We start from the raw sequence: 26,557 nt of genomic DNA, 5'->3' as shown, positions 1-26,557 counted from the left end.
TCGCGTCAGGCGACGTTGAGAACGGCCTCGGGCGCGTAGGCATCATATCCAAGCGCCTCTGCCACAGGCCCGTTCGTCACCCGACCCTTGTGGACATTCAGACCGGCACGCAGGTGGCGGTCCTCGGCGATCGCCTTAAGACCGCGATCGGCAAGTTGCAGGCCGTAGTAAAGCGTGGCGTTGTTCAAAGCGTGCGCCGAGGTCACCGGCACCGCGCCCGGCATGTTCGCGACGCAGTAATGTACGACGCCGTCCACCTCGTAAGTCGGATCGGAATGCGTCGTCGCGTGCGAAGTCTCGAAGCAACCGCCCTGGTCGATGGCAACATCGACGATAACCGCGCCCTTTTTCATGCCGGAAAGCATTTCGCGTGTAACGAGCTTGGGGGCGGCAGCCCCTGGGATGAGCACGGCGCCGATCACCAGATCGGCGGAAAAGACTTCATCCTCAAGCGCATCGATCGTCGAGAAGCGGGTGTGAACCCGACCGTTGAAGATATCGTCGAGCTGGCGCAGGCGCGGGATCGAGCGGTCGAGGATCGAAACGTCTGCCCCGAGACCGGCAGCCATCTTGGCGGCATGCAGCCCGACAACGCCACCGCCGATGATGGCGACCTTGGCAGGCAGCACTCCCGGCACACCGCCAAGGAGGATACCACGGCCGCCGTTCGCCTTCTGAAGCGACGTCGCACCAGCCTGGATGGCAAGCCGCCCGGCGACCTCCGACATCGGTGCCAGCAGCGGCAACCCACCGCGTTCATCCGTTACCGTTTCATAGGCGACCGCCGTAACGCCCGAGGTGAGAAGTCCCCTGGTCTGCTCGGGATCCGGCGCAAGATGCAAATATGTATAGAGAATTTGGCCTTCCCGCAGTTGGGTCCATTCGGAAGGCTGCGGTTCTTTGACCTTTACGACCATGTCCGACTTTTCGAACACTTCCTTGGCCGTCGAAACGATCCGCGCCCCTGCGGCGCGATAAGCGTCGTCGTCTGCTCCGATACCCGCCCCGGCCTTGGTTTCGACGATCACCTCGTGACCATGGGCGACATATTCCCGTACCGAACCGGGGGTCAGACCAACACGGTATTCATGGTTTTTGATTTCCTTCGGGCAACCGACACGCATCTGAGCGTTCCTCTCCTTTTGTGGGCTTTGCGCCGCATTGATGACGCCCCAGCAAAACAGATGGTCTAGCGAATGTCCTTGCAAAGAGATGTCGGACAGCGCATTGCTTTCGAATATTGTTGCGTGCTTAAGCGAAATGATGAAGGAAATCCCGCATGAGCGAGCTCGACACCATTGATCATGCGATTCTGCGCATCCTTCAGCAGAGCGGCAGGATATCCAATGCGGACCTCGCCGCGAAAGTCGGCCTTTCCCCCTCGGCCTGCTCCCGACGCGTCGACATCCTCGAAAAATCGGGCACGATCAGCGGCTACCACGCCCGCATTGCCCACAAGGCGCTCGACTACAAGATCATGGTCATCGTGCACATCTCGCTGTCGGGCCAGTTCGCCAAGACGCTTACGGAATTCGAGGCTGCCGTAAAACTCTGTCCCAATGTGCTGGTCTGTTATCTGATGTCTGGCGAGTACGACTACATCCTGCGCGTCGCGGCCAAGGACCTCGAGGACTATGAGCGGATCCACCGGGACTGGCTGTCGGCCCTGCCGCATGTGGTGAAGATCAATTCCAGCTTCTCTCTTCGCGAGGTCATCGATCGGCCGAATGTCGGCATTTGAACGTCTTCGGCGTCGCCGGTGCCCGACTATCTGCCGACCACGCGATTTCGACCACCGCTCTTGGCGGCATAAAGACGCAAGTCTGCCTGCGACAGCAGTTCGCGAACGCCGTTCCCGTCACCGAACGCCGACGAAAGACCAATGCTTGCCGTTACCGGAGAGCCATTCGGCGTAGCGACCCGGCCGGAGATTGCAAGCCGTATGTCCTCAGCGCGCGAAAGCGCATCCGCATAGGCAAGCGCGGGGCACAGGACGACAAACTCTTCGCCACCGTACCGGAACAGGCGATCCGTCGGCCTGAGAGTAGCCTTTACCGTTGCGGCCAGCTTTTGCAGCAGATTATCTCCCTCGATATGCCCAAAGCGGTCGTTGACGCTCTTGAAGTGATCGACATCGATGATCATCAGGCTGACCGGCGCATTTTTTGCGGCAGCATCGCGCAGCATCTGCTGACCCTCAACTTCGAAGCGGCTTCGATCGAGCGCGCCGGTCAGGGTGTCTTTGCCGGAGCGCGACAGCAAATCTTCGTAGCGTTCGCGGAACGTCAGGTCATTGAAGACATCGCCGAGCGGCCGATTGGAGATCGATAGAAACGGGTGGCGCGATGCATTGAGGTAAAGGCCGACGGCAACCGCAAAGAACGGCGCTGCCAACATCTTCGCCATCCAACCGCCCCAGAACACATCCGCCGGCGCATCGTTCACCCAATGCAGCGCCGCATAGAATCCCAGTTGATCGAGGGTGAGGACCACAACGCCGCAGATCAGGAATCGAGCCGTGACAAACTGGCGGAGCCAGCGGCCGAGCCTCTCGTAGAGCAGAATGATGATGAGAGAATCGAAATAGAGAAGCGTCGTGCCCCAGACCATCAGCCATCCCATCTCATCGATGAAGGCGATGTCAGCGACGCGATTGGGAACGATGGACACGGTGTCATGCAACCTGAGGAGCAGGCTCAGGGCCACTGTCAGAAAGTTGCCTGCAAGCAATCCGTAAATGGGCTGCCGAACCGTCGCCGCATCCTCCTTCACATAAAGGAGCAGGATCATCATGAGCTTGCCGGAAAAGAACACGGCGGAGCCTGGGGAGATCACTCCGAACGGCAGTTGAACATAGAAGACGGCGGCGAGATAGGTTTCGATGAAATGCATCACGCCGAGCGCGGCCACGAACACCCCGAGTCCAAGACGCCCACGCAGATGCAGCAACCAGATCATTGCCACCACGTAGACCAGTGCCTCGCCGAGGAAGAGAATGAGATTGGCGTTTGGCATGCACCCGAGATTCCGTTTTCGTTCGCCAGTCTCTTAGAATTAAACTTTGAAGAAAACTTTACTCACTCCGTACGGCGACGGCGTCGGAATAGGCAAGATTCCGCCGCTTTGCCTTACAGTGCCTTTCGCCATAGTCTCCTGTAATCCAAGGCGTTACTGCAGGCCTGCCACCGCGTCTGCGCAGAGTTCAACATGGAGACCGCTATGCCGTCGATCACCAACCTTGAGCCCATTTCGCGCCGTTCGCTGCTTGGCGGGCTCGCCGCCTCCTCCGCCCTCGCGATGCTTCATCCTTTTTCCGCGCGCGCCGCAGCAAACCAAGCTCACTTGCGCATCATGGAAACGACGGACCTGCACGTGCACGTCTTTCCCTACGACTATTACGGCGACAAGCCGAACGACACGGTGGGCCTTGCCCGCACCGCCTCCATCATCGATGCGATCCGCGCCGAAGCGACGAACTCCGTTCTCGTCGACAACGGCGACTTCCTTCAAGGAAACCCGATGGGAGATTACATCGCCTACAAGCGCGGCATGAAGGAAGGCGATCTACACCCCATCATCGCCGCGATGAACGTGCTCGGCTATGATTGCGGCACGCTCGGCAACCATGAGTTCAACTACGGCCTTGACTTCATGTTCAACGTGCTGAACGGGGCCAATTTTCCGATCGTCTGCGCCAACCTGACCAAGGGCGCGCTCGCGGCGAACGCGCGTCAGGACGCGCTCTTTCTCAAGCCCTATGTCATCCTTGACCGCAAGGTGAAAGACGGCGACGGCCAGGAACATGCAATTCGCATCGGGCTGATCGGTTTCGTCCCACCGCAGATCATGACCTGGGATGCGAAGAACCTCGAGGGCAAGGCCAATGCACGCGACATCGTGATGGCGGCGCAAGCCTTTGTGCCGCAGATGCGCGAGGAAGGCGCCGATATCGTCGTCGCACTTTCCCACTCCGGAATCGGACAGCAGAGCTATGCCGAAAACCTCGAAAATGCATCAGTACCGTTGGCTGCCATCGACGGCATCGACGCCATTGTGACCGGCCACAGCCACCTCGACTTTCCCGGACCCAAATTCGAGGGCTTCGCCGGTGTCGACAACACGAAAGGGCTGATTTCCGGCAAGCCGGGCGTGATGGGCGGCTTCTGGGGCTCGCATCTCGGCCTGATCGACCTGCTTCTCGAGCGTGACGGTAACGCGTGGCGGGTGATCAGTTCGACGAGCGAAGCTCGCCCCATCTACCGGCGGGAAGAGAAAAAGGTCATCGCGGAAGTCGGCGACAAGCCGGAGGTGTTGGCAGCTTCAGCGAAGGACCACGAGGCGACACTTGCCTATATCCGCACGCCGGTCGGCAAGACCTCGGCACCGCTTTATTCCTACTTCGCCCTTGTCGCCGACGACCCGTCGGTCCAGATCGTCAGCCAGGCGCAGATCTGGTACATCCGCGACATGCTCAAGGACACGGAGCACAAGGACTTGCCGGTTTTGTCCGCGGCGGCTCCCTTCAAGGCCGGCGGTCGCGGCGGCGCCGACTATTATACCGATGTGCCGGCAGGCGACATTGCCATCAAGAACGTTGCCGATCTCTACCTCTATCCGAACACGGTACAGGCCGTCGTCATCAATGGGGACCAGGTGCGCAATTGGCTCGAAATGTCGGCCGGAATCTTCAATCAGGTTGCTCCAGGAACTGTTGACGCGGAGCTGATCAACGCCGGCTTTCCGTCCTACAATTTCGACGTGATCGACGGCGTCACCTATGAGATCGACCTCTCGCAACCGGCGAAGTTCGACAAGGACGGCAATCTGGTGAGTGCCGCGGCAAAACGCATCCAGAACCTGCAATTCGACGGCAAGCCGATCGATCCCACGCAAAGGTTCGTAGTGGCAACCAACAACTATCGCGCCGGTGGTGGCGGCAACTTCCCCGATATCGCTTCCGACAAGGTGATCTTCGTCGCGCCAGACACCAATCGCGATGTCATCGTCCGCTACATCGTCGAACAGGGAACGATCAACCCGTCGGCCGATGCGAACTGGAGATTTGTACCGCTCAAGGACACGAGCGTGGTTTTCGACAGTAGCCCCAAGGCGAGACAGTTCCTGTCGCAGGTAAAAGCCGTGGCGATCGAAGACGCCGGCGAAAGCGCGGAGGGATTCGCCCGATTCTGTATTAAGCTCTGAGACGTCGACACGCGCTATATTGAGAAGCCGCCCGCCGTATTCGCGTTCAGAATCTTGCCGCCGGACGCGACGCGCAGTCGGAAGCTAGGGCAATTCCAGAAAAGGTGTGTAACGGTTTTTTGTCCGGAATTGCGTAGTTTCAACGAGTTAGATCATTTCAGTGTTTCAATAAAACATGAAATGATCTAACGCAAACGTTGAGAAAAACTCTCTAAACCGGCATTATGCGAGGATATTCATCGACTGGCGCCTGGCGACGCTGGCGTTACACCGGCCTGGATGGCGAGTCGTCCTGAAAGAGCGCGGCGCGTTGCTCATCGACGATCTGCCGGCCCTTTCTGAGAGCCGCATCGATCGCATCCTGTTCGGACGCGAAAAGGTCGGCGCGAATGAAGGTGCGCACCTTTACGCCGGCATCGGGCATCGTCTTTTCGATGCTGCCTGCCAGGCGATATTGCGGTCCCTCGCGCATCGGAGTGGCGCGGATCAAGCAATCCCCATAGGATTCCGTCTTGCCGGCGGCCTGCGCCGTTTCTTCTTTGGAACCACCACCGGAGAAGCCGAACAATTTCGAGAAAAACGATGCCATGTCTCATGGTTAGCCGTGGCCGCTGGCGCTGTCAAAGGCTAAGTGCGCGGCAATGCCGTCCACCGCAGCAATTCAGAGTGCTACCGCGTCCCCTGCGCGTCTGACTAGAGCATCCCGCTTTCAAGTGGAATCACTGAAAGCGGATAAGATGCTCTAGAATCAAAGTACTAGAGCGTCCCTTGTGCGTTCACTTGAACGCACGGCGCTCTAGACGCGCGGCGCGGTAGACGCAGAGATCAAATGACGAGATTGGCGAGAATCTCGTTCTCGGTAATGTCCTGGTAGCGCAGGCCAGCCGCGTCGAAACGCGCCTTCAGAGCCGGGAAGTTTTCTGCGTGCCTAGTCTCTATGCCGATGAGGACCGAGCCGAAATTGCGCGCCGACTTCTTCAAATACTCGAACCGGGCAATATCGTCCTCGTCGCCAAGCAGATTAAGGAAATCGCGTAACGCGCCGGGGCGCTGGGCCATGCGCAGGATGAAATATTTCTTGAGCCCTGCATGCCGCATCGCCCGCTCCTTGACATCGGGAAGGCGTTCGAAGTCGAAATTGCCTCCGGATACGACGGCAACCACCGTCTTGCCTTCCAGTCGTTCGCGCCCGAGGATCTCTAGCGCAGCTATGGAAAGCGCACCCGCCGGCTCCAGAACCACGCCCTCGACGTTCAGCATGTCTATGATCGTCAGGCAAATCGCATTCTCCGGCAGCAACATCACCTGCTCCGGCGCAAAGGCAGCCAGCGCAGCAAAGTTCAAGTCGCCAACGCGCGCGACAGCCGCCCCGTCGACGAAATTGTCCACCTGGTCGAGCGTGATCACGCTGCCGGCCTCTAGGCTCCGCTTCAGGCTTGGCGCTCCCGCCGGCTCGCAAAATACGAAACGATCGGTCGAAAGCGTGTCGGCGAGATAGCCGGTGACGCCGGCGGATAACCCGCCACCGCCGACCGGCAGGGCGACGAGATCGGGAACGACGGCTTCCGGCAGCTGCTCGGCTATTTCGGCGGCTACAGTTGCCTGCCCCTCGATGATGTCCGCATGGTCGAAAGGCGGGACCATGACGCCGGCAATCGCTTCGACATGGTCGCGAGCCGCCTGATAGCACTGGTCGAAAATGTCGCCGACGAGCCGGATGGAAATGAACTCGCCGCCAAACATGCGAGTCTTGTCTATCTTCTGCTGCGGCGTCGTCACCGGCATGAAGACGACGCCCGGAACGCCGAAGTGACGGCAGACAAAAGCAAAGCCCTGCGCGTGGTTTCCGGCCGAAGCACAGACGAAGGTCTTTCCCGCAGCCCCGGCGGCAAGCGCCTTGCGGAAGAAGTTGAAGGCGCCGCGGATTTTGTAGGAGCGCACGGGCGAGAGATCCTCGCGCTTCAGATAGACTGTCGCACCGTAGCGGGCACTGAGGTGATCGTTGAGCTGCAGTGGCGTCGCCGGAAAGATTTCACGGAGCGCGAGCGCTGCATTTTCAACATCCTGCTTCATCACGTAGGCTCATCCGTTGCGTCACTGAGGCTCACGCTATCGCACATTGCCTCGCGCGGGGCCATCGATTTGACACGAATCGATCGGGCAAGACAGTATGGCCACCGCTCCGGGCAACCGCCGGCCTGTTCGACAACTTGTTTCCGGGAAATCGAAGCTTGAATGCAACCCTGTTCCGGCACGCTGTCCACATCGCGGCGATCCTCGGCCTCTACCTTTCCGGCGCGATGTTGGTCCCGGCGCTTGTCGACCTCTACTACGGACATGCGGACTGGCAGATCTTCGCCGTAACGGCCTTCCTGACCGGCGGCCTGTCGGCGGCGACCTTCATGGCGACACGCGCGGGACCTCCGCCGTTTTCGAAAAAATTCGGCTTCCTTCTGGTCAACCTGCTCTGGTTCGTCTTTTCCGTCGTCGGTGCAATTCCGCTCTGGCTTTCCTCGCTCGACCTTGATTTCGCTCAAGCGCTGTTCGAGTCCATCTCCGCGGTTACGACGACCGGTTCGACCGTCATCGTCGGGCTCGACAACGCACCGCCCGGCCTTCTGCTATGGCGCTCGCTCCTTTGCTGGCTCGGCGGCATCGGCATCGTCGTTCTCGGCCTCTTCATCATCCCCTACCTGCGGGTCGGCGGCATGTCCTTCTTCAAGATGGAATCCTCCGACACTGGCGACAAGCCGTTCGCCCGCATCGCAAGCTTCAGCCGCGCCTTCCTCGCAATCTATGTGACGATCACGCTGCTCTGCGCGATCGGCTACAGCGTGACCGGCATGAACCGCTTCGACGCAATCAATCACGCAATGTCGACGGTCGCCACCGGTGGCTTTTCAACTCACGATGCGTCATTTGCCTATTTCGGCAGCATTCCACTGCTGTGGACCAGCACCTTCTTCATGACGCTCTGCAGCCTGCCCTTCTCCATTCTGATCGTACTTGTCGTCCGCGGGCGCCTTGACGCGCTCCGCGACCCGCAAATCAGCGTCTTCCTCGGCTATCTCATCGCGTTTTCGGTGGCCGTCGCCGTCTATCATCGGCTTGCAAACGGCGTCGAATTTCATCTGGCGCTGGCACACTCCTTCTTCAATGTCACGTCGATCCTTTCGACCAGCGGTTATGCAAGCGAAGACTACAGCCTGTGGGGGCCGTTCGTCGTCATGACCGCGTTTATCGCCACCTTCATGGGAGGCTGTTCCGGCTCAACGGCCGGCGGCATCAAGGCCTATCGTTTCGTCGTGCTCTTCAATGCGATCCGCTCCGGTTTGAACAAGCTCGTCTATCCCGATGCGATCTATGCGGTGCGCTACGGCAACAATACCGTCGATGCGGATACCCAGCGCGCGATCTTCCTGTTCTTCATAACCTATATCCTGCTCTGGGTTTTCGGCAGCCTGATGATGGGGGCGCTCGGCTATGATCTGGTCACGGCAGTCTCGGCCGTCATCACCTGCCTTTCCAATGTCGGCCCCGGCCTCGGCAGCATTATCGGTCCGGCCGGCAACTTCTCGACACTCGAGGATCCCGAACTCTATCTTTTGTCGCTGATGATGCTGCTCGGACGCCTTGAGGTGCTGACCGTTCTCGTCATCCTGACCCCGGTCTTCTGGAAGCACTGAGTGCCTTGATTAGCCTTGACTTGGCAATACCTTGACTTGGCGTGGCAAATACCGAAAGTCTTGAGGCAATGGGCACCGGGGAGGAACACGATGCCGAAACGCCTGCTCTTGCTTGCAACAATGACTACCGCAATCGTGGCGACGACCGACGCGGCAGTTCTGGGCGGTCCGCTTTCTGATGCCGCCACGAAAGCGGAGCAGCAGGCGACCTCTGGCGATGTGGCAGGCGCGCGGGAGACGCTGCGGCAAGCAGTGAGCGACTTTTCCCAAGCGCTTCCCTTCGCGATCGGCAAGGCGGTCTTCGTCACGGCCGAACCGGCGGGTTATGCCATGTACGAGCCCAAAGCCGATCCCACCTTCAAGGCCGGAGAAGCAATCGTCTCCTACGTCGAGCCGGTTGGGCTCACCTGGAAGGAGGCGAGCGCCAAGGGCAAGATACAGACACGTTTCACGGTGGATTTCGATATCCTCAACCCGAAGGGCGAAATCCTCGCCAGCCAGAAGGCATTCGGCGATTTCACCTTCACCGGTTTCCTGCGCAACCAGGAAATCTACTCGACCCTGACCATCGACGTGACAGGCGCGCCGGCCGGCGACTACGTCCTGCGCTTCCATTTCAATGATATCAACAGCGGCAAGAGCGCAACCGTCGACCAGCCCTTCAAGATCGCCGCGCAATAGGTCATGCCGAAGAGAATTACGACAATCGGTTTCGATGCCGACGATACGCTGTGGCAGAACGAACAGTTCTATCGCCTCACCGAACAGCGCTTCGTCGATTTGCTGAAAGACCACACCGACCCGAATGAATTGCCCGCGAGATTGCTCGCGGCCGAAAAGCGCAATCTCGGCCTCTATGGCTTCGGCATCAAGGGCTTCACCCTGTCGATGATCGAGACGGCGCTCGAGGTAAGCGGCGGCAACCTGCCGCCGTCCGTGATCGCCGAAATTCTCGCCGCCGGACGGGAGATGCTTGGCCATCCGGTCGAACCGTTGCCGAACGTCCAGGAGACACTCGAGGCCCTCGCCGGCCGCTTTCGCCTGGTCATGATCACCAAGGGAGATCTCTTCGATCAGGAACGAAAGCTCGCCGCTTCCGGTCTCGGCGACTTCTTCGCCGCCATCGAGATCGTCAGCGACAAGACCATGTCCACCTATGAGCGGATATTCTCACAACACGGCGACGGACCGTCGAGGAGCCTCATGGTCGGCAATTCATTGAAGTCGGACATCGTCCCTGCGCTCGCGGCAGGCAGCTGGGGCGTCTACGTCCCGCACGCCCTCACCTGGTCCTTCGAACATCACGAGAAACCGGAAGCCCATCCGCGTTTTCATGAAATCGCCGACCTCGGTCAGCTTGAAACGCTATTGCGCAAAATTGGCGGATGACGGATGGGGCAGGCACGGGTGAATGCCTTGGTGCGGACGACGGGGATCGAACCCGTACGCTCGAAAGCGAGGGATTTTAAGTCCCTTGCGTCTACCAGTTTCGCCACGTCCGCCTGCGGCCTAGATCAAACACTTAGGAGATTCAGTCAAGGGAATGTTTGCGGCTCATTTCCGTGCGTTCCGCAGCGTTCGTTCTCCCTTGCATTCCGCAGCCTTCCCTTCGGTCATCGAGACCGCTCCGTGGCGCCCTCGAGCGAAAAATTATATGAACCCCTGATTCGCCAGGGGTTCAATCGTTGCCCGTTGCTGGCAAGCTAGGCTGCCTCGAAATTTTGTCCTTGCATTGATGACAGAGGGTACTGGCGTGCGTCCACTGCAAGCGTCATCTGATGTGCCTTTGTTTCCGGAAGACCTGGAAACAGTTCAGCGTGTATTCGATCGCCTCTGCGACGAACATCGATGGCCGCGCGACAGCGCGCCTGCGCAAAGGTACGGCAGAATGCTGATCGAGGCCTATCAGGCCGGAACCATCAATGAGCGCCATCTTCTCATGGCCGGCCGCTTGTTCGTGAGCAGGTCGCGCGAGGCAAGGCGTTTCGCGTGATGACGGATGTCCGGCTCAACCGTGATGAAGTGGACGAAAGGCGTCGTCGCATCGATGCGATGAAGGAAGCCTTTGCCAGCGCCATCGCTGCGCGCCAGGCCGAATTGCACGCGCAGAAAGCGCTCCGTCGGCGCTCGGTCTGGAAGGCCCTTCTCCTCGGCAAGAAATCATGAACGGCCACGAGCGGCTGTAGAGCCTTCTCGAAGATTCAAACTCTTGCGAGCTTTTTCTTACAAACGCGATGAGCCGTCTCGTACGCGAGTCGATCCGCCCAAATCGCTGTGGTGCAGCCCGGAATGCTGACAGAAATTGACAGCATTGGCTCCTATGATCCTGCTATCGGAAAAAGGAGACAACCGTGCTCAAGCCCAACCTCATCCTCTTGTACGTGCAGGATCCTGCGGAAAGCTCTGCATTTTATTCGCGCCTGCTTGGCCAGCAACCGTCGGCATCGTTTCCCACTTATGTCGCGTTCGAGTTTGACGGCGGCCTCAGTTTGGGGCTGTGGTCGATGAGTGCTGAGAACTTCCACACGTCCGGGGAAGGCAACCGCACCGAACTCGCTTTCATGGTGGAGAACGACGCCGCGGTTGAACGGCTATACGACGGCTGGCGCCGGGAGGGCGTGGCGATAGAGCAGGAACTGATGACGGCAGTCTTCGGCCGTACATTCGTCGCTCTCGATCCCGACGGCCATCGGCTCAGGGTCTGTACACCGGACGATTGAAGGCCGACGGCAGCGCGCAGCAGCTGTGCAGAAAAGCACCCGTCATTCGCTCGGCACGAGTGGCGGGAATATCAGGCGGCGCGAGGCGAGACATCACAACATCTCGCGATGCGATTCCGGCCCGGTTTCAGTGATAGTAAAAACAATCGCAGTCGGCCTTGTAGGCGTCTTCTCCGCGCCAGACTCTGACCGCCAGTTTCGACGACTTTCCGTTGTCGTCCAACCGCAACCCAAGCAACGACACCGCCGCGGCCTTCGGATTGGGTGCGTCGACTTCGATAACCGATCCGACCTGATGAACGCCCAAGCGGGCGGTCCAGGTGAAGATTTGAACGCTATAATGCATTGGAAATCCTCCGTGGCGTTGTCACCGCGTACGGGGGTGGCGTCGTCAGGGGCAGATACGCTCGGACCCAACAGCCCCTTGAAGCATCTTCAGCCATCCTCGACGGTTGCTTCAGGTCGATCTCCCCCATCGGCGTGTTCGAAATGCCAATTTCCCTTCTCATCCTGGAAGCTGATTTCCTCGTCGTCGCCGCCGACTTGCTGTTCGGCCGCTGCGGCTTTTGCGGCCGCTATTGCCATCTCGCGACTGGGAAAGGGCTCTGAATACGCGTCGGCTGCCTTGTAGGCCCAGCCTCCGTCGTGTGGAACGATCGAGTACGTGATCCGCGCCATTCTTCACTCCCCTGGATTTCCCGGGACACGTCCTGCCCCGGCAGACCGTCGCCGCACGGTCCTGCTGCTCCTCCTTATGAATGGCATTTGCATGCCGAACGGCGGTGATGTTAGCACAGAATGACGTTGCCAGGCCACTTTTGCGATGATCCTCGCCACCTTTCGAAGTCTTCACGGAAGGTCAAGGCGCAGTCTTCGTGCGACCGCGCCAAGGGGTGCCCACAACGGAGGCATCAGGACGCGAGTTTTGCGGCAATCTTCGCGACATGCGCGCCCTGGTAACGGGCGGCTTCGAGCTCTACCTGCGAGGGCTGGCGCGAGCCGTCGCCGCCGGTAATGGTAGAGGCGCCATAGGGAGATCCGCCCTTGATTTCGTCCAGTCCCATCTGTCCCTCGAATGCATAGGGAAGACCAACGACCACCATGCCGAGATGCATTAGTGTGGGGATCAGGCCGAGTATCGTCGATTCCTGGCCGCCGTGCTGGGTTGCCGATGAAGTGAAGGCTGAGCCCACCTTGCCGACGAGCTTGCCCTGAGCCCAAAGAGTGCCGGTCTGGTCGATGAAGTTGCGCAGTTGCGACGCCACGGTCCCATAACGCGTACCTGAACCGAAGATGATCGCGTCATAGTCTTCCAGTTCATCGACGGTCGCAATCGGCGCCACCTGATCTATTTTGTAATGGGAGGCTTTGGCCACATCCTCCGGTACCAGTTCGGGGACACGCTTCACGATAACGTCGGCGCCGGTCGATTTGGCGCCTTCCGCCACGGCGTAAGCCATCTTTTCGATATGCCCATAGGCCGAATAATAGAGAACCAGTATCTGAGCCATCATGATACTCCAGTCAGGCAATTCCACTTGATCGTCGCCTGGCCCAAGATTTATCAAATGGCATATCGTCGCCAGAGCGGAGGCGGTCGACAGACCGTCAAGCTTTCTTCAACAGCAGTCAGATCGACCGGGCGATCGCCAACAATTCAGGAGCACCAATGACCACTGCCAGGATCGTCACCGCAGCCATGCTTGCCATTGGCGATGAGCTTCTGTCCGGCCGAACGAAGGACAAGAATATCGGTCATCTGGCGGAGATGCTGACCATGATCGGCATCGATCTGCGTGAGGTTCGCATCGTGGCGGACAACGAGAAGGCAATTGTAGGCGCGGTCAACGCCTTGCGAGGCCGTTATGACCATGTCTTCACATCAGGCGGCATCGGGCCGACGCACGATGATATCACCGCCGATGCGATCTCCAGGGCATTCGGAGTCGAGTGCGTGCACGATCCCGAGGCGATGGCATTGCTTGGCGCCATGTATGAACGCCGCGGCATGGAGTTTACCGATGCACGCAGGCGGATGGCGCGCATGCCGGTCGGCGCCACTCACATTTCCAATCCCGTATCGACTGCGCCCGGCTTCAGAATCGCCAACGTCTATGTCATGGCCGGCGTGCCGCAGGTCTTTCAGGCGATGCTCGACAGTTTGCTGCCCAGCCTCCAGACGGGGACACCGGTGCTTTCACGCACCGTGCGTTCGCCCTATGGCGAAGGTGAAATTGGCGGGCCGTTGACAGAGGTTCAAAAGAAGCATCCGGAGACGAGCATCGGCTCCTATCCCAAGTTCGACGGCAAGAACTTCTCGACAGATATCGTCATCCGCGCTCGCGACGCTGCCGTGCTCGCTGCGGCGGAAGTCGATGTCATAGCAATGATCGAAACAATTGCCGGTTCCCGCTGACCATCATCCATGTGCGGCGCTTGACAAGCGAACGAGCGCAGAGAGCCAAGCGATGGATGGACAAGCCTTGCCGCCCCTTGCGTTCCGGGCTTCATTTTCAGTATTGCATATCCAAATCGTAACGAAGCGCGCTGCGCGACCTCCTGGTCCGCCGCGGCGCTTCGCAGCTTGTATTCGACTTGAAGCCGGAGCCCGCACATGTCTCTTCCCGATAAAGCCTTTCCAGTATCCTGGGATCAGTTCCACCGCGATGCCCGCGCGCTCGCGTGGCGGCTGGCCGACAACGGACAGGAATGGCGTGCAATGGTCTGCATCACCCGCGGTGGGCTCGTTCCGGCTGCAATCATCTGCCGTGAACTCAATATCCGCATGATCGAGACGGTGTGCATTGCCTCCTATCACGACTATGACTCGCAGGGCCAAATGAAGGTCCTCAAGGGCATTTCCCCGGAAATCGCCAAGGATGGCGGCGAAGGCGTGCTTATCGTCGACGACCTGACGGATACCGGCAAGACCGCCGCCGAAGTGCGCGCAATGCTACCGAAAGCCCATTTCGCCGCCGTCTATGCGAAGCCGAAAGGACGCCCGCTCGTCGACACTTTCGTGACCGAAGTCAGCCAGGATACCTGGATCTATTTCCCCTGGGACATGGGCTTCACCTACCAGGAGCCGATCGCCAAGGGCACGCGCGGCTGAGGCTCCACGGTGCCGTCATGGAAGCGGCGGGATGCACTCGATGAGCGTCTCCGCCGTCATGCCGCGACCTGCGCGCGTCCCGGCTTCCCCGTGACGCCAGACCGCCGCGGCGGCGGCCTCGAAGGCCGGCATGCCCTGCGCCAAGTGAGCGCCGACAATACCGGCAAGAACATCGCCCGATCCCGCCGTCGCAAGCGATGGCGGAGCATTGGCATTGACGACGGCGCGGCCCGATGGAGCGGCGACGACCGTGTCGGGTCCCTTGTAAACGACGACCGCGTGGCTCAGTCTCGCGGCAGCTTGCGCCTTTTCGATCTTGGATAGCGCGGCGTCCGCGGCGATCTCGGGGAACAGTCGCGCGAACTCGCCTTCATGCGGGGTCATCACCAACCGCCCCTCGCCGCCGGCCGCTCGTTCGAAGAGTTCCGTTCGGTCCTTCTCGAAAGACGTCATTCCATCGGCGTCGAGGACCAGCGCCCGATCGCACAGCATCAGGGCGAAGTCCCTCGCCTGCTTGCTGATTCCGAAGCCCGGCCCCAGCACGAACGCGTTCACCCGCTTGTCCTTGAGCCAAGCCGCAAGGTCTTGCGTGCCCTGGATTTCCCTGAGCATAACCGCCGTAAGGTGGGACGCATTGACCGCGAGCGCTTCTGCTGGTGACGCCAGCGTCACCAGACCGGCGCCTGCCGCAAGGCCGGCGGCCGCTGACAGGCGCGCGGCACCGGTCGAGAGTGACCCGCCCGAAAGCACACCCAGATGGCCCCGTCGGTACTTGTGCGTGGCCGGATCAAGAGCACTGGCGTGCGATCCCCATGCCGCTGGTGTGTTGAGCCGCAAGTCACCGGTTCTCTCGCCAACCAGCCGAGCCGGGATGCCGATGTCGAACACCTCCAGGGTGCCGCAACGCATGCGCCCGGGCATTAGCAGATGACCGGGTTTGCGTGCCATGAATGTGACGGTGTGTGCAGCCGTGAAGCTCGCGCCGCGGATCTCCCCCGTGCGCCCGTCGACACCCGAGGGCAGATCAACGGCGACTACCGGTATGCGGCGCTCGCTTACCCGCGCAATGGTTCCCTGCGCCTGTTCCGGCAGGTCGCGGGTAAGCCCTGCCCCGAACAAGGCATCTATGACAACGTCGCCAAGGTTAGGTTCGTAAGCGGCAAGCGGTAGCACTGCCAGTGGACAGGCGCCTAGCGCTCGCGCCGCATCGCCTTTCAGCGTCTCCGGATTTCCGAGCGCGAACACGGCCACGTCAGCACCTCCGTCCGCAAGTGCCGAAGCTGCGACATAGCCGTCGCCGCCATTGTTGCCGGGCCCGCAAAGTACAACGAAACGAAGCGCCTCCGGAAACAGCCGCAAGGCAGCTGCCGACACTGCCATTCCGGCTGAACGCATCAGCCCATAGCTATCGACCCCCGACGCGGCAGCCGCAGTGTCGATCGCCGTCATTTCGGTCGGGGTCACCAGAACGTCTCGGAGCGCGTCAAGCATGAACCAGATCTAACCGTGCCGAAGCCCTCAAGGCAAGAAGGCGTGCGCTGTCAAGAAAATTGAGCGTTTTTTATGCATTTGCACATTATTGGTGCTCAAATAACGTGCTATTGGAGCCCGCCGCAGCAATGTCGCCAACATCGAATGATCATATTTCATAAAAAATAGGCAGAATCGCCGAGGAGGCGAAGCACAATCCCGCCTCCAGCGCCGCGCGTCTTATCGGACGCGCAAAGGACGCTGTAGCACCTTGAATTGCTGCATGTCTTTGTCCTTAAATCGAGGTCGATTTAAGGAGACATGCAGTAGGCCGGATCAAGCTGTGAAAATTCACCATCCGGGGTTTCATTCTGCGACAAAACTGGCACGTTACGTGCATATTGGACGCCGAGCGGGCATGAACCTGCTTTAAAGGGAGAAGCGGAGAGACATTTTCTCATGAAAAAGATCGAAGCGATCATAAAACCCTTCAAGCTGGACGAAGTGAAGGAAGCCCTTCAGGAAGTCGGCTTGCAGGGGATCACCGTCACGGAAGCAAAGGGCTTCGGGCGACAGAAGGGACATACGGAGCTTTACCGAGGCGCCGAGTATGTCGTGGACTTCCTGCCGAAGGTAAAAGTCGAAGTCGTGCTGGCAGACGAAAACGCAGAGGCCGTCATCGAGGCCATTCGCAATGCCGCGCAGACCGGCCGCATCGGCGATGGAAAGATTTTCGTGTCCAATGTGGAGGAAGTCATCCGAATCCGCACCGGCGAAACAGGCCTCGACGCCATCTAATCACCTAATCACGCCATCAAATCCCGAGGGGCCGTCCGGCCCCGATTTTTCAAACCTCGTCATCTCAAAACAGGGACTTACAAAAAATGACGACTGCGAGTGAAGTTCTGAAGCAAATCAAGGACAACGACGTCAAGTTCGTCGACCTGCGCTTCACAGACCCGAAGGGCAAGCTGCAGCACGTGACGATGGATATCGTCTGCGTCGATGAAGACATGTTTGCCGATGGCGTCATGTTCGACGGCTCCTCGATTTCCGGCTGGAAGGCTATCAACGAGTCCGACATGGTGCTGATGCCTGATCCGGAAACGGCTCATATGGACCCGTTCTTCGCTCAGTCGACGATGGTCATCCTCTGCGACATTCTCGATCCTGTTTCGGGCGAGGCTTACAATCGCGACCCGCGCGGCACGGCCAAGAAGGCGGAAGCCTATCTCAAGGCCTCCGGTATCGGCGACACGGTCTTCGTCGGTCCGGAGGCGGAATTCTTCGTGTTCGACGACGTGAAGTACAAGGCCGATCCGTACAACACCGGCTTCAAGCTCGATTCCTCCGAACTGCCGTCCAACGACGATACCGATTACGAGACCGGCAACCTCGGCCACCGTCCGCGCATCAAGGGCGGTTACTTCCCGGTACCGCCGATCGACAGCTGCCAGGACATGCGCTCGGAAATGCTCACCGTGCTTACCGAAATGGGCGTCACGGTAGAAAAGCATCATCACGAAGTGGCCGCTGCCCAGCACGAGCTTGGCGTCAAGTTCGATGCGCTTGTTCGCAACGCCGACAAGATGCAGATCTACAAATACGTCGTGCACCAGGTTGCCAATGCCTACGGCAAGACCGCGACCTTCATGCCGAAGCCGGTCTTCGGCGACAACGGTTCCGGCATGCACGTCCACCTCTCGATCTGGAAGGACGGCAAGCCGACCTTCGCCGGCGACGAATATGCCGGACTTTCGGAAACCTGCCTCTATTTCATCGGCGGCATCATCAAGCACGCCAAGGCCCTGAACGCCTTCACCAACCCCTCGACGAACTCCTACAAGCGTCTCGTCCCGGGCTATGAAGCACCGGTTCTGCTCGCCTATTCGGCCCGCAACCGCTCGGCTTCCTGCCGCATTCCGTTCGGCACCAACCCGAAGGCAAAGCGCGTCGAAGTCCGCTTCCCCGACCCGAGCGCGAACCCCTATCTGGCATTCGCGGCCATGCTGATGGCCGGCCTCGACGGCATCAAGAACAAGCTTCATCCGGGCAAGGCGATGGACAAGGACCTCTACGACCTGCCTCCGAAGGAACTGAAGAAAATCCCGACCGTTTGCGGTAGCCTGCGCGAAGCGCTTGAAAGCCTCGACAAGGATCGCAAGTTCCTGACGGCCGGCGGCGTCTTCGACGACGACCAGATCGACTCGTTCATCGAATTGAAGATGCAGGAAGTCATGCGCTTCGAAATGACGCCGCATCCGGTCGAATACGACATGTACTATTCGGCCTAAAGAAAACGGACCGGTCGGCACGTCCGGTCCGCTTACGACAATGGAAAAAGGCGGGCCTCGTTCGAAGCTCGCCTTTTTTATGAGCAATGCCCTCAAGAATGGTTCACCGCAGACCTATTGATGTTCGGCACGCGGCAACCCAGATTATTGTCTGAAAGGATGTGTTGCGTCATGAAACAAAGAAACGCGAAATTTGAGATCGGACAGGTGGTTCGCCACCGGGTCTTCCCGTTCCGCGGCGTCATCTTCGATGTCGATCCGGAATATGCCAACACCGAGGAATGGTGGAATGCCATCCCGCCGGAAATTCGGCCGAGCAAGGACCAGCCCTTCTATCATCTCTTCGCCGAGAATGACGACACCGAATATGTCGCATATGTTTCCGAACAGAACCTCGTTTCCGATGAAAGTGATAGACCGATCCGCCACCCGCAGGTGAGCGCCTTGTTCAAGAAGGAAACCGTCGGCCACTACAAGCCGAAGGCGACCTATCAGCACTAAGGATATTGGGGCGTTCCGCCGATTGTCTTTGGAGCGTCTTGTCGCGCGACCAACAGAGGCGCGGGCGCAGTCCGTGATGTCGGCGCAAGCTTCCCCCACCCAAGGAATCGGGCAATGGTCTCCGACAAAAAAACGCCCGGCAAATACCGGGCGTTTTTTTTATCCAGGAATGACCGCGATTATTGCTGCTTAGCGGCCTTCTGGGCCTCTTCCAGCTTCTTGCGGGCGTCTTCCGCTTTCTTCTGCATTTCTTCCTGCAACAGGCGCTGGCGTTCTTCCAACTGCGACTGCTCGATCGGCTCACCGTCAAAGACGCCGGTGAAACCTTCCAGGGTCATCTTGATCGGGTTCGGGGCGCGCTGGAAGTTGACCGAAGTAAAGACGACTTCGTTGCCCTTCTTCAGGTTGGCAATCAGCGCATCGGAAAGCGGCGCTTCAGCAACGCACTTGTCGGGCATGCAGATCGCATAGTCGAGCTTGACGCCCTTGGCACCGTCGATCTGCATCTGAACGCCCGGCGGAATCATCCGAGCAGAAGGTACGGAAACCTGCAGCACCTTGCGGTTGATCTTGCCGGAGACGGTGATGAGGCCGACGGCCGTGATGAGCTGACCATTGTTGGCGGTGAGCAGGTTCTGGACGATGCAGACGTCGTTGTCTTCCTGCTTGGTGCAAACCTTGAACCAACCCTGCGGCGGCTTGCCTGCCTGCGCGAAAGCAGCGCCTGGCGCGCCGGCGGCTGCAACAGAGAGCGCCAGCGCTGCCATCGCCGCGCGATTGGTGAAGTTCGACTTGAAGATCATTGTGATTCCGTCTCCTGAAATCCGGTTCCGGAACAAACTGTTCCGATGGTGAATATCGTCAGCCGCCGTTGTCCTGTTGGCCAAATGAGGCATTTGAATGGCCCCGTTTCCGGAAACACCTGTTACATTGGCTCGGGGCGTTTATCCAGTGTTTCGTTGCATTTTTTGCAGTCGCCGAAGCGGGAAATACCCGGGTTTTACGTTCTTTCGGGATCGAACCCATCAAGAGCCGCTTGGTCGGTTCTTGGCGATAACAAACGCGACCCGGACCGAAAACCGCTTCAGAGTGAGAGCAGGAACTGGGTGGTAGGTTGCGTCACACTTTTCCTAGCGAAGGTTGGAAATGTGGGCCCGCATTGATAACGTGACGGGAATCGGCCTGTAGAAATCCCTCGGGAGGTGAAGTTGCGCGCAGTTCTTTCCGGCCTTGCCATGCTTGTGGCCGCCAGCACATTCGGCAATGAAGCCCTGGCCGCGCCGGTGCATGCCATTTCCATGCACGGCGAGCCCGCTCTGCCCGCCGATTTCAAGAACTTCCCTTACGTGAACCCCAACGTGAAGAAGGGCGGAAAGATTGCCTATGGCGTCGTCGGCACGTTCGACAGCCTCAACCCCTTCATCCTGAAGAGCATGCGGACAACGGCGCGGGGGATGTGGGATCCGGCCTTCGGCAACCTCGTCTATGAATCGCTGATGCAGCGCTCCCAGGACGAGCCGTTCACAATGTATGGACTGCTCGCAGAAACCGTCGAATGGGACGACGATCGCACCTTCATCCAATTCAACCTGAACCCCAAGGCGCGCTGGGCCGACGGCCAGCCCGTGACCGCCGAAGACGTCATATTCACTTTCGAGCTGATGCGCGACAAGGGGCGCGCGCCCTTCAGCAACCGCCTCTCCAAGGTCTCGAAGATGGAGAAGGTCGGCGACCGCAGTGTCCGTTTTACCTTCAACGAGGATGTCGATCGCGAATTCCCGCTGCTGCTCGCGCTCTCACCCGTGTTGCCGAAACACGCGATCAATGTCGATACCTTCGACAGGACGACGCTCGAGCCGCCGCTCGGCTCCGGCCCCTATCGTGTTGCCGAGGTGAAGGCAGGCGAACGCATCGTCTACCGCCGGAATCCCGACTACTGGGGCAAGGACCTGCCCTCCAAGATCGGTTTCGACAATTACGACGAGATCTCCGTCGAGTATTTCCTCCAGGAGAACTCGCTTTTCGAGGCCTTCAAGAAGGGCGAGGTTGATGTCTATCCGGAAGGCAGCGCCACCAAATGGGCACGCGGCTATGACTTTCCGGCGGTGCGCTCGGGTGACGTGATCAAGGACAGTTTCACGCCGAGGACGCCCTCTGGCATGCTCGGTTTCGTCTTCAACACGCGCAGGCCGATGTTCGACAACATCAAGCTGCGCCAAGGCCTCGCGCTCGTTTTCGACTTCGAATGGGTGAACAAGAACCTTTTCGACAGTGCCTACACGCGAACCCAGAGCTACTGGCAGAACTCGTCGCTTTCCTTCCTCGGTGCCGCCGCAGACGACCGTGAGCTTGGACTCATGGGCGACGTCAGAGAGAGGATCAATCCGACCATTTTGGACGGGACCTATCGCCTGCCTGTCACCGATGGGTCCGGTCGTGATCGCAACGTGCTGCGGGAGGCAGTGACGCTGCTTCGCGAAGCCGGCTACGCCATCAAGGACGGCAAGATGGTTGACGCCAAGGGCACGCCGCTTGCCTTCGAAATCATGAGCCAGAACGCCGGGCAGGAAAAGATCGCCCTCGCCTACGCGCGGTTCCTCGCACCACTTGGAATCGTCGCAACCGTGCGCACGGTCGACGATTCCCAGTACCAGCAGCGCAGCCAGTCCTTCGACTACGACGTTATCATAAAATCCTATCCCTCTTCGCTGTCTCCGGGGGCCGAGCAGATATCGTACTGGGGGTCCGTTTCGCGCGACCGGCAAGGCAGTTCCAATTTCGCCGGCGTTGCCGACAAGGACGTCGACAAGCTGATCAACAATATGCTGCAGGCGCGGACCACCGAAGACTTCACCGCCGCGGTCCGCTCCCATGACCGGCTGCTGGTGTCCAACGCCTATGTGGTTCCGCTCTACCATCTCGACGCCCAATGGGTCGCCCGATGGAAGCACATCGGTCGCCCGGCGACGGTTCCGCTCTACGGCTACCAGCTACCGACCTGGTGGGACGAGCGCGCGCAGTAACTGCAGCGCGTTTGCGTCTTTTCAAACGCATAAAGGTCGCTGTAGCGCGTTGAATTGCTGCATGTTTTTGTCCTCGGCTTTGATTTAAGGACACATGCAGCAGGTTCCCTTTTGGTAACGCATTGAAACTGTCGGCGTACCGGCCTATCTCGCAGGTTTAGAACCAAGAAAGGCTGGTGCGATGGAAACCGTCAAAATCGATATCGTCTCGGATGTTGTGTGTCCGTGGTGTTACCTCGGGAAGAGGCGCCTCGATCAGGCCGTTGCCAATGTCGCCGGCGACGTGCATGTGACGATCCAATGGCGCCCCTACCAGCTCAACCCGGACCTGCCGGCAGAAGGTGTTGATCACAAGCGTCACCTTGCCGCAAAACTCGGCGGACAGGACGCCGTCGACAGGGCCCACAAGACGCTCGAAGGGCTTGGCCGAGAAGATGGCATCGATTTCAACTTCGAGGCCGTGAAGATCAGCCCCAACACGCTCGACGCCCATCGACTGATCCGCTGGGCAGCAACCGACGGCGAGGAAACCCAGGCGGAGGTCGTCCGCTTGCTGTTCAAGGCCAATTTCGAAGAAGGTCGAAATGTCGGCGACCACACGGTGCTTCTGGAGATTGCCGAAGAGGCAGGCCTCGACGGCCCGGTCATCGCCGCCCTTCTCACCTCCGACGCGGACAAGGATTCAGTGAAGCAGGAAATCGACGTTGCCCGCGAGATGGGCGTCAGTGGCGTCCCCTGCTTCATCATCGACCAGCAATATGCGGTGATGGGCGCCCAATCGGTCGATGTGCTGACGAATGCATTGCGGGAGATCGCGCAGATGAAAGCCGGCGGGCCCACGCACTAGAGCAATTCCAGGAAAAGTGTGTAACGGTTTTTCCGTCCGGAATTGCGTAGTTTCAGAGAGTTAGATCATTTCAGTGTTTCAATGAAACAATGAAATGATCTAGAACGAAAGTCTGCGGTTTTCCGCCCGCGTCCCGCTCTAACTTATCAAGATGCCGCCGCGCAGTCCGGGCGGCATCTTCGTTTAGGCGGGCTTCGCGAGCCCGGCGAGCTGCGTCATCACCATTGCTGCGCCGGAAAGCCTCTTGTCTGGCGTCGCAAGTTCGCGTTGGAAGAAGATGCTCTGGTCCGGGCGGATCTTCGCAACGGTTCCCTGCTTGGCGATATAACCGACGAGAGCGGCGGGGTTCGGAAACTCCTTGTTGCGGAACTGAACCACCACGCCTTTCGGCCCGGCATCGAGCTTTTCGACATTTGCCGTGCGGCACAGCGACTTGATGTAGACGATCTTCAGGAGGTGCTGAACCTCGGTCGGCAGCGGCCCGAAGCGATCGATCAATTCCGCGCCGAAGCCGTCGATCTCCTTTAGGTCTGTCAATTCGCCAAGGCGGCGGTAGAGTCCGAGCCTCAGGTTCAGGTCCGGCACATAGTCTTCCGGTATCATGACCGGCGTCCCGACCGATATCTGCGGCGACCAGCCGGTGTCGTGGATTTCCTCCTCACCCTTGAGTTCGGCAACGGCCTCTTCCAACATTTGCTGGTAAAGCTCGAAGCCGACTTCCTTGATGTGGCCGGACTGTTCCTCGCCGAGCAGGTTGCCGGCGCCGCGGATATCGAGATCGTGGCTGGCGAGCTGGAAGCCGGCTCCCAGCGTGTCGAGCGATTGCAGGACTTTCAGGCGACGCTCTGCCGGCCCTGTCAAAGTCTTGTTGACCGGCAATGTGAAGAGCGCAAAGGCGCGGACCTTGGATCGGCCTACCCGGCCGCGAAGCTGGTAGAGCTGGGCAAGGCCGAACATGTCGGCGCGGTGCACGATCAGGGTGTTGGCGGTCGGCACATCGAGGCCCGATTCGACGATCGTCGTCGAGAGGAGCACGTCGTACCGTCCTTCGTAGAAGGCGTTCATGATGTCTTCGAGTTCGGTAGCCGGCATCTGTCCGTGCGCCACCGCGACCTTCAGTTCCGGAACATCGGATCTCAGGAAATCGTGGATCTCCGAAAGGTCGCTTAAGCGCGGGCAGACATAAAAACTCTGGCCGCCGCGATAATGCTCGCGCATCAGTGTCTCGCGGATCACCAGCGCGTCGAAGGGCGAGATGAAAGTGCGCACGGCCATGCGGTCGACCGGCGGCGTCGTGATCAGCGACAATTCGCGAACGCCGGTCAAGGCAAGCTGCAGCGTGCGCGGAATTGGCGTTGCCGACAGGGTCAACACATGGACGTCGGATTTCAGCTCCTTGAGCCGTTCCTTGTGCTTGACGCCGAAGTGCTGCTCCTCATCGACGATCAAAAGCCCAAGATTGGCAAACTTGACCGACGAGCCGAGCAGCGCGTGCGTGCCGACGACGATGTCAGTCTTGCCGTCGGCCACTTCCTTCTTCGTCAACGCGAGGTCTTTCGAGCCGACGAGCCGCGAGGCCTGCTGGATACGGACCGGCAGACCGCGGAATCGCTCGCTGAACGTCCTGAAATGCTGCCGGGCAAGCAATGTCGTCGGAACCACGACTGCGACTTGCACGCCGTTCATTGCCGCGATGAAGGCGGCACGCAGCGCCACTTCGGTCTTGCCGAAGCCGACATCTCCGCAGACCAGGCGGTCCATCGGACGACCGCTTCCAAGATCGTCGCGCACGGCGTCGATCGAGTTCATCTGGTCCTCGGTTTCATCGTAGGGGAAGCGCGCGGCGAACTCGTCATAGACTCCGTCCTGAGCGGCCAGAACAGGCGCATGGCGGGTATGCCGTTCGGCAGCGATGCGGATCAGGCCTCCGGCCATATCGAGCAGCCGCTTCTTGAGCTTCGCCTTGCGCGTCTGCCACGCGACGCCGCCGAGCTTGTCAAGGATTGCGTCCGTGCCTTCGGAGCCATAACGCGACAGAAGCTCGATGTTCTCGACCGGCAGAAAGAGCTTGGCACCCTCCGCATAGACGAGTTCGAGACAGTCGTGCGGCGCGCCGGCCGCCTCGATCGTGCGCAAGCCAACGAAACGGCCGATACCGTGCTCGGCGTGGACGACATAGCTGCCCTCGTCGAGACCTGTCACCTCGGCGATAAAGTCAGCGCCGCGTTTGCGACGCTTCGATCGGCGCACCATTCTGTCGCCAAGGATGTCCTGCTCGCCGATGACCACGAGATCGCCCGTCTCGAATCCGGCTTCGAGACTGAGGACGGCGGAAGCCGCCTCGCCCGGCTTCAGCGAGAGAGTATCGGACAAAGCCTTGATCGGACGAATGTTTGCAAGCCCGTGCTCGCTGAGAACCTGCAGGAGTCGATCGAGCGATCCTTCCGTCCACCCCGAGATCACGACCTTCGCGCCCCTCGCCCGTCTTTCGGCGATGTGCTTCACGGCTTGATCGAAGACATTGGCGCGTTCGCCGTCGCTTTCGACCTCACCCGCCGCCTTTGCCCAACGCAGTCCCTGACGCGCCTCGATGGCGACGACCTGTCGCGCTTCACCTTCATGCTCGCTAAATGGCGACAGGCGGACGGCGCTGCGTTCAGAGAGCATCGCGCCAAAACCCTTGGCGCTGAGGTAAAGCAGTTCCGGCGGCACCGGCTTGTATGGTGTGCCTTGGGAGATCTGGCTTTTGCCCGGTGATGCGGAGGCAAGGCGGGCATCATAGTAATCGAGGATGAGCTTCGACCGCTCCGCCGCCGCTTCGCGCACCAGATGATCCGTGACGATGCGGAAACCGTCGAGATAATCGAAGACTGTCTCCAAGCCGTCATAGAAAAGCGGCAGCCAATGCTCCATGCCGGCGTAGCGGCGCCCCTCCGATACCGCCTGGTAGAGTGCGTCGTCCCGCGTCGCAGCCCCGAAGAGTGATAAATATTGCTTGCGGAAATGGCTGATGGTCTCGGGCGTCAGCGACACTTCGCTCATCGGGTTGAGATCGAGCGAGCGCACCTGGCCGGTCGTGCGCTGGCTCGCCGGATCGAAGGAGCGGATCGTCTCAAGCGTGTCGCCGAAAAAATCCAGGCGCAACGGTTCGCCGCTGCCGGGCACATAAACGTCGAGAATGCCGCCTCGGACGGCGAACTCGCCAACCTCGCGCACAGTCGGCACGCGCTCGAAACCGTTTCGCTCCAGTCGCGCGGCAATATCGTCCATGCGGACCTGGTTGCCCGGCCTTGCCGAAAAGGCGAGGCTTTCGATCACGTCCTGCGGCGAGATCTTCTGGAGGGCCGCGTTGACGGTGACGAGCACGATCGCCGCATGCGGTTTCGCCCGGTGCGCGATCAACGCGCTCAAGGCGGCCAGCCTCCGCGCGGATGTGTCAGCACTCGGGGAGACACGGTCATAGGGGAGGCAATCCCAGCCCGGCAGGGTGAGAACCGGAATGTCCGGGGCCACGAACCCGAGAACCTGCTCAAGGTCGGCAATCCGCTGACCATCGGAAAGGATATAAGCGACGGGGCTCCCCGCTCGTGCCAACTCTGCAAGGATCAGGGCCTCGGCGCCGGACGGCACCGGGCCGATCGTCACCTCCCGTGTCGCGGCAAGGATCTTCTTCGGGTCAAGACCAGATATCATTGCTTAAAT

The 26,557-nt window shown here is 59.7% G+C and carries 25 protein-coding genes and 1 tRNA gene; 15 read left to right on the top strand and 11 right to left on the bottom strand.

All coding sequences use genetic code 11. The features are described from left to right. Positions 1 to 5: 5 nt before the first annotated feature. Positions 6 to 1,124: an alanine dehydrogenase gene (gene ald, locus QN222_RS00340; protein ID WP_283960841.1), complete on the bottom strand. Its 1,119-nt coding sequence runs from the start codon at positions 1,122 to 1,124 to the stop codon at positions 6 to 8. A 155-nt stretch (positions 1,125 to 1,279) separates the two neighbouring features. Here ald and QN222_RS00335 point away from each other — a divergent pair, with 155 nt between their 5' ends. Then, on the top strand, positions 1,280 to 1,741 hold the full coding sequence (locus tag QN222_RS00335) for an Lrp/AsnC family transcriptional regulator (RefSeq protein WP_283960842.1): 462 nt from the start codon (positions 1,280 to 1,282) through the stop codon (positions 1,739 to 1,741). A gap of 26 nt (positions 1,742 to 1,767) precedes the next feature. On the opposite strand, the gene QN222_RS00330 is transcribed toward QN222_RS00335, so the two are convergent. Next, a complete protein-coding gene (locus QN222_RS00330; protein ID WP_283960843.1) occupies positions 1,768 to 3,015 on the bottom strand; it encodes a GGDEF domain-containing protein in 1,248 nt (415 codons plus the stop codon). A gap of 213 nt (positions 3,016 to 3,228) precedes the next feature. On the opposite strand from QN222_RS00330, the gene QN222_RS00325 reads away from it, so the two are divergent. Continuing rightward, on the top strand, positions 3,229 to 5,202 hold the full coding sequence (locus QN222_RS00325) for a bifunctional 2',3'-cyclic-nucleotide 2'-phosphodiesterase/3'-nucleotidase (protein ID WP_284005240.1): 1,974 nt from the start codon (positions 3,229 to 3,231) through the stop codon (positions 5,200 to 5,202). Positions 5,203 to 5,467: 265 nt separating this feature from the next. Here QN222_RS00325 and QN222_RS00320 read toward each other — a convergent pair whose 3' ends face one another. Together QN222_RS00320 and ilvA are read right to left on the bottom strand one after the other, a co-directional pair. Then, positions 5,468 to 5,791, bottom strand: coding sequence for an HlyU family transcriptional regulator (locus tag QN222_RS00320; RefSeq protein WP_180941239.1), 324 nt, complete (start codon positions 5,789 to 5,791; stop codon positions 5,468 to 5,470). A 236-nt stretch (positions 5,792 to 6,027) separates the two neighbouring features. After that, the gene (gene ilvA / locus QN222_RS00315; RefSeq protein WP_283960845.1) at positions 6,028 to 7,275 is read right to left on the bottom strand and encodes a threonine ammonia-lyase; all 1,248 of its coding nucleotides are present in this window, start codon (positions 7,273 to 7,275) and stop codon (positions 6,028 to 6,030) included. A gap of 158 nt (positions 7,276 to 7,433) precedes the next feature. Here ilvA and QN222_RS00310 point away from each other — a divergent pair, with 158 nt between their 5' ends. The 3 genes from QN222_RS00310 (at position 7,434) to QN222_RS00300 (ending at position 10,277) form a co-directional block, all read left to right on the top strand. Beyond that, a complete protein-coding gene (locus QN222_RS00310; RefSeq protein WP_283960846.1) occupies positions 7,434 to 8,888 on the top strand; it encodes a TrkH family potassium uptake protein in 1,455 nt (484 codons plus the stop codon). A 90-nt stretch (positions 8,889 to 8,978) separates the two neighbouring features. Continuing rightward, positions 8,979 to 9,569: a hypothetical protein gene (locus QN222_RS00305; RefSeq protein WP_283960847.1), complete on the top strand. Its 591-nt coding sequence runs from the start codon at positions 8,979 to 8,981 to the stop codon at positions 9,567 to 9,569. 3 nt (positions 9,570 to 9,572) lie between these two features. Beyond that, entirely contained in the window at positions 9,573 to 10,277 is a 705-nt protein-coding gene (locus QN222_RS00300; protein ID WP_283960848.1) for an HAD family hydrolase, read from the top strand. A 28-nt stretch (positions 10,278 to 10,305) separates the two neighbouring features. On the opposite strand, the gene QN222_RS00295 is transcribed toward QN222_RS00300, so the two are convergent. After that, positions 10,306 to 10,390: transfer RNA gene (locus tag QN222_RS00295), tRNA-Leu, on the bottom strand. A gap of 251 nt (positions 10,391 to 10,641) precedes the next feature. On the opposite strand from QN222_RS00295, the gene QN222_RS30290 reads away from it, so the two are divergent. The 3 genes from QN222_RS30290 (at position 10,642) to QN222_RS00285 (ending at position 11,608) form a co-directional block, all read left to right on the top strand. Continuing rightward, positions 10,642 to 10,881: a hypothetical protein gene (locus QN222_RS30290; RefSeq protein ID WP_336620998.1), complete on the top strand. Its 240-nt coding sequence runs from the start codon at positions 10,642 to 10,644 to the stop codon at positions 10,879 to 10,881. Continuing rightward, the gene (locus tag QN222_RS00290) at positions 10,878 to 11,054 is read left to right on the top strand and encodes a hypothetical protein (protein WP_283960866.1); all 177 of its coding nucleotides are present in this window, start codon (positions 10,878 to 10,880) and stop codon (positions 11,052 to 11,054) included. Before QN222_RS30290 ends, QN222_RS00290 begins: the two co-directional genes overlap by 4 nt. 185 nt (positions 11,055 to 11,239) lie before the next feature. Continuing rightward, complete coding sequence (locus QN222_RS00285) at positions 11,240 to 11,608, top strand: VOC family protein (RefSeq protein WP_283960849.1); 369 nt, start codon at positions 11,240 to 11,242, stop codon at positions 11,606 to 11,608. 127 nt (positions 11,609 to 11,735) lie between these two features. On the opposite strand, the gene QN222_RS00280 is transcribed toward QN222_RS00285, so the two are convergent. The 3 genes from QN222_RS00280 to wrbA all read right to left on the bottom strand — a co-directional run bounded on the left by QN222_RS00280 (position 11,736) and on the right by wrbA (position 13,119). Continuing rightward, positions 11,736 to 11,954 carry a hypothetical protein gene (locus QN222_RS00280; protein ID WP_180941222.1) on the bottom strand — a complete coding sequence of 73 codons (219 nt, stop codon included), beginning with the start codon at positions 11,952 to 11,954 and terminating at the stop codon, positions 11,736 to 11,738. An 89-nt stretch (positions 11,955 to 12,043) separates the two neighbouring features. Beyond that, the gene (locus tag QN222_RS00275) at positions 12,044 to 12,286 is read right to left on the bottom strand and encodes a DUF2188 domain-containing protein (protein ID WP_283960850.1); all 243 of its coding nucleotides are present in this window, start codon (positions 12,284 to 12,286) and stop codon (positions 12,044 to 12,046) included. A 233-nt stretch (positions 12,287 to 12,519) separates the two neighbouring features. Beyond that, complete coding sequence (wrbA, locus tag QN222_RS00270) at positions 12,520 to 13,119, bottom strand: NAD(P)H:quinone oxidoreductase (RefSeq protein WP_283960851.1); 600 nt, start codon at positions 13,117 to 13,119, stop codon at positions 12,520 to 12,522. Positions 13,120 to 13,277: 158 nt separating this feature from the next. On the opposite strand from wrbA, the gene QN222_RS00265 reads away from it, so the two are divergent. Beyond that, positions 13,278 to 14,024 (top strand): competence/damage-inducible protein A, encoded by a 747-nt coding sequence (locus QN222_RS00265; RefSeq protein WP_283960852.1) that lies wholly within the window; start codon positions 13,278 to 13,280, stop codon positions 14,022 to 14,024. Positions 14,025 to 14,222: 198 nt separating this feature from the next. Then, positions 14,223 to 14,720 (top strand): xanthine phosphoribosyltransferase, encoded by a 498-nt coding sequence (gene gpt / locus QN222_RS00260; protein WP_283960853.1) that lies wholly within the window; start codon positions 14,223 to 14,225, stop codon positions 14,718 to 14,720. A 15-nt stretch (positions 14,721 to 14,735) separates the two neighbouring features. Here the strand turns inward: gpt and QN222_RS00255 are convergent, their stop codons facing one another. Then, positions 14,736 to 16,211 carry an NAD(P)H-hydrate dehydratase gene (locus tag QN222_RS00255; RefSeq protein ID WP_283960854.1) on the bottom strand — a complete coding sequence of 492 codons (1,476 nt, stop codon included), beginning with the start codon at positions 16,209 to 16,211 and terminating at the stop codon, positions 14,736 to 14,738. Between the two features lie 438 nt (positions 16,212 to 16,649). Here QN222_RS00255 and QN222_RS00250 point away from each other — a divergent pair, with 438 nt between their 5' ends. The 3 genes from QN222_RS00250 (at position 16,650) to hspQ (ending at position 18,985) form a co-directional block, all read left to right on the top strand. Continuing rightward, positions 16,650 to 16,988, top strand: coding sequence for a P-II family nitrogen regulator (locus QN222_RS00250; RefSeq protein WP_003528058.1), 339 nt, complete (start codon positions 16,650 to 16,652; stop codon positions 16,986 to 16,988). Positions 16,989 to 17,074: 86 nt separating this feature from the next. Beyond that, positions 17,075 to 18,484, top strand: coding sequence for a type I glutamate--ammonia ligase (glnA, locus tag QN222_RS00245; protein ID WP_283960855.1), 1,410 nt, complete (start codon positions 17,075 to 17,077; stop codon positions 18,482 to 18,484). A 171-nt stretch (positions 18,485 to 18,655) separates the two neighbouring features. Then, positions 18,656 to 18,985, top strand: a complete 330-nt coding sequence (gene hspQ / locus QN222_RS00240) for a heat shock protein HspQ (RefSeq protein WP_180941215.1) — start codon at positions 18,656 to 18,658, stop codon at positions 18,983 to 18,985. A 179-nt stretch (positions 18,986 to 19,164) separates the two neighbouring features. Here the strand turns inward: hspQ and QN222_RS00235 are convergent, their stop codons facing one another. Continuing rightward, positions 19,165 to 19,788 carry an invasion associated locus B family protein gene (locus tag QN222_RS00235; protein WP_180941214.1) on the bottom strand — a complete coding sequence of 208 codons (624 nt, stop codon included), beginning with the start codon at positions 19,786 to 19,788 and terminating at the stop codon, positions 19,165 to 19,167. A gap of 432 nt (positions 19,789 to 20,220) precedes the next feature. Between QN222_RS00235 and QN222_RS00230 the strand changes: the two genes are divergently transcribed. Beyond that, entirely contained in the window at positions 20,221 to 22,008 is a 1,788-nt protein-coding gene (locus QN222_RS00230) for an extracellular solute-binding protein (RefSeq protein WP_283960865.1), read from the top strand. 181 nt (positions 22,009 to 22,189) lie between these two features. Then, positions 22,190 to 22,855 carry a DsbA family protein gene (locus QN222_RS00225; protein ID WP_283960856.1) on the top strand — a complete coding sequence of 222 codons (666 nt, stop codon included), beginning with the start codon at positions 22,190 to 22,192 and terminating at the stop codon, positions 22,853 to 22,855. 183 nt (positions 22,856 to 23,038) lie between these two features. Here QN222_RS00225 and mfd read toward each other — a convergent pair whose 3' ends face one another. Then, entirely contained in the window at positions 23,039 to 26,548 is a 3,510-nt protein-coding gene (gene mfd / locus QN222_RS00220; protein WP_283960857.1) for a transcription-repair coupling factor, read from the bottom strand. Positions 26,549 to 26,557 lie beyond the last annotated feature (9 nt).

The organism is Sinorhizobium sp. 6-70, assembly GCF_030124375.1.
GTDB lineage: Bacteria > Pseudomonadota > Alphaproteobacteria > Rhizobiales > Rhizobiaceae > Sinorhizobium.
This window is presented reverse-complemented; position numbering and strand designations above follow the sequence as displayed.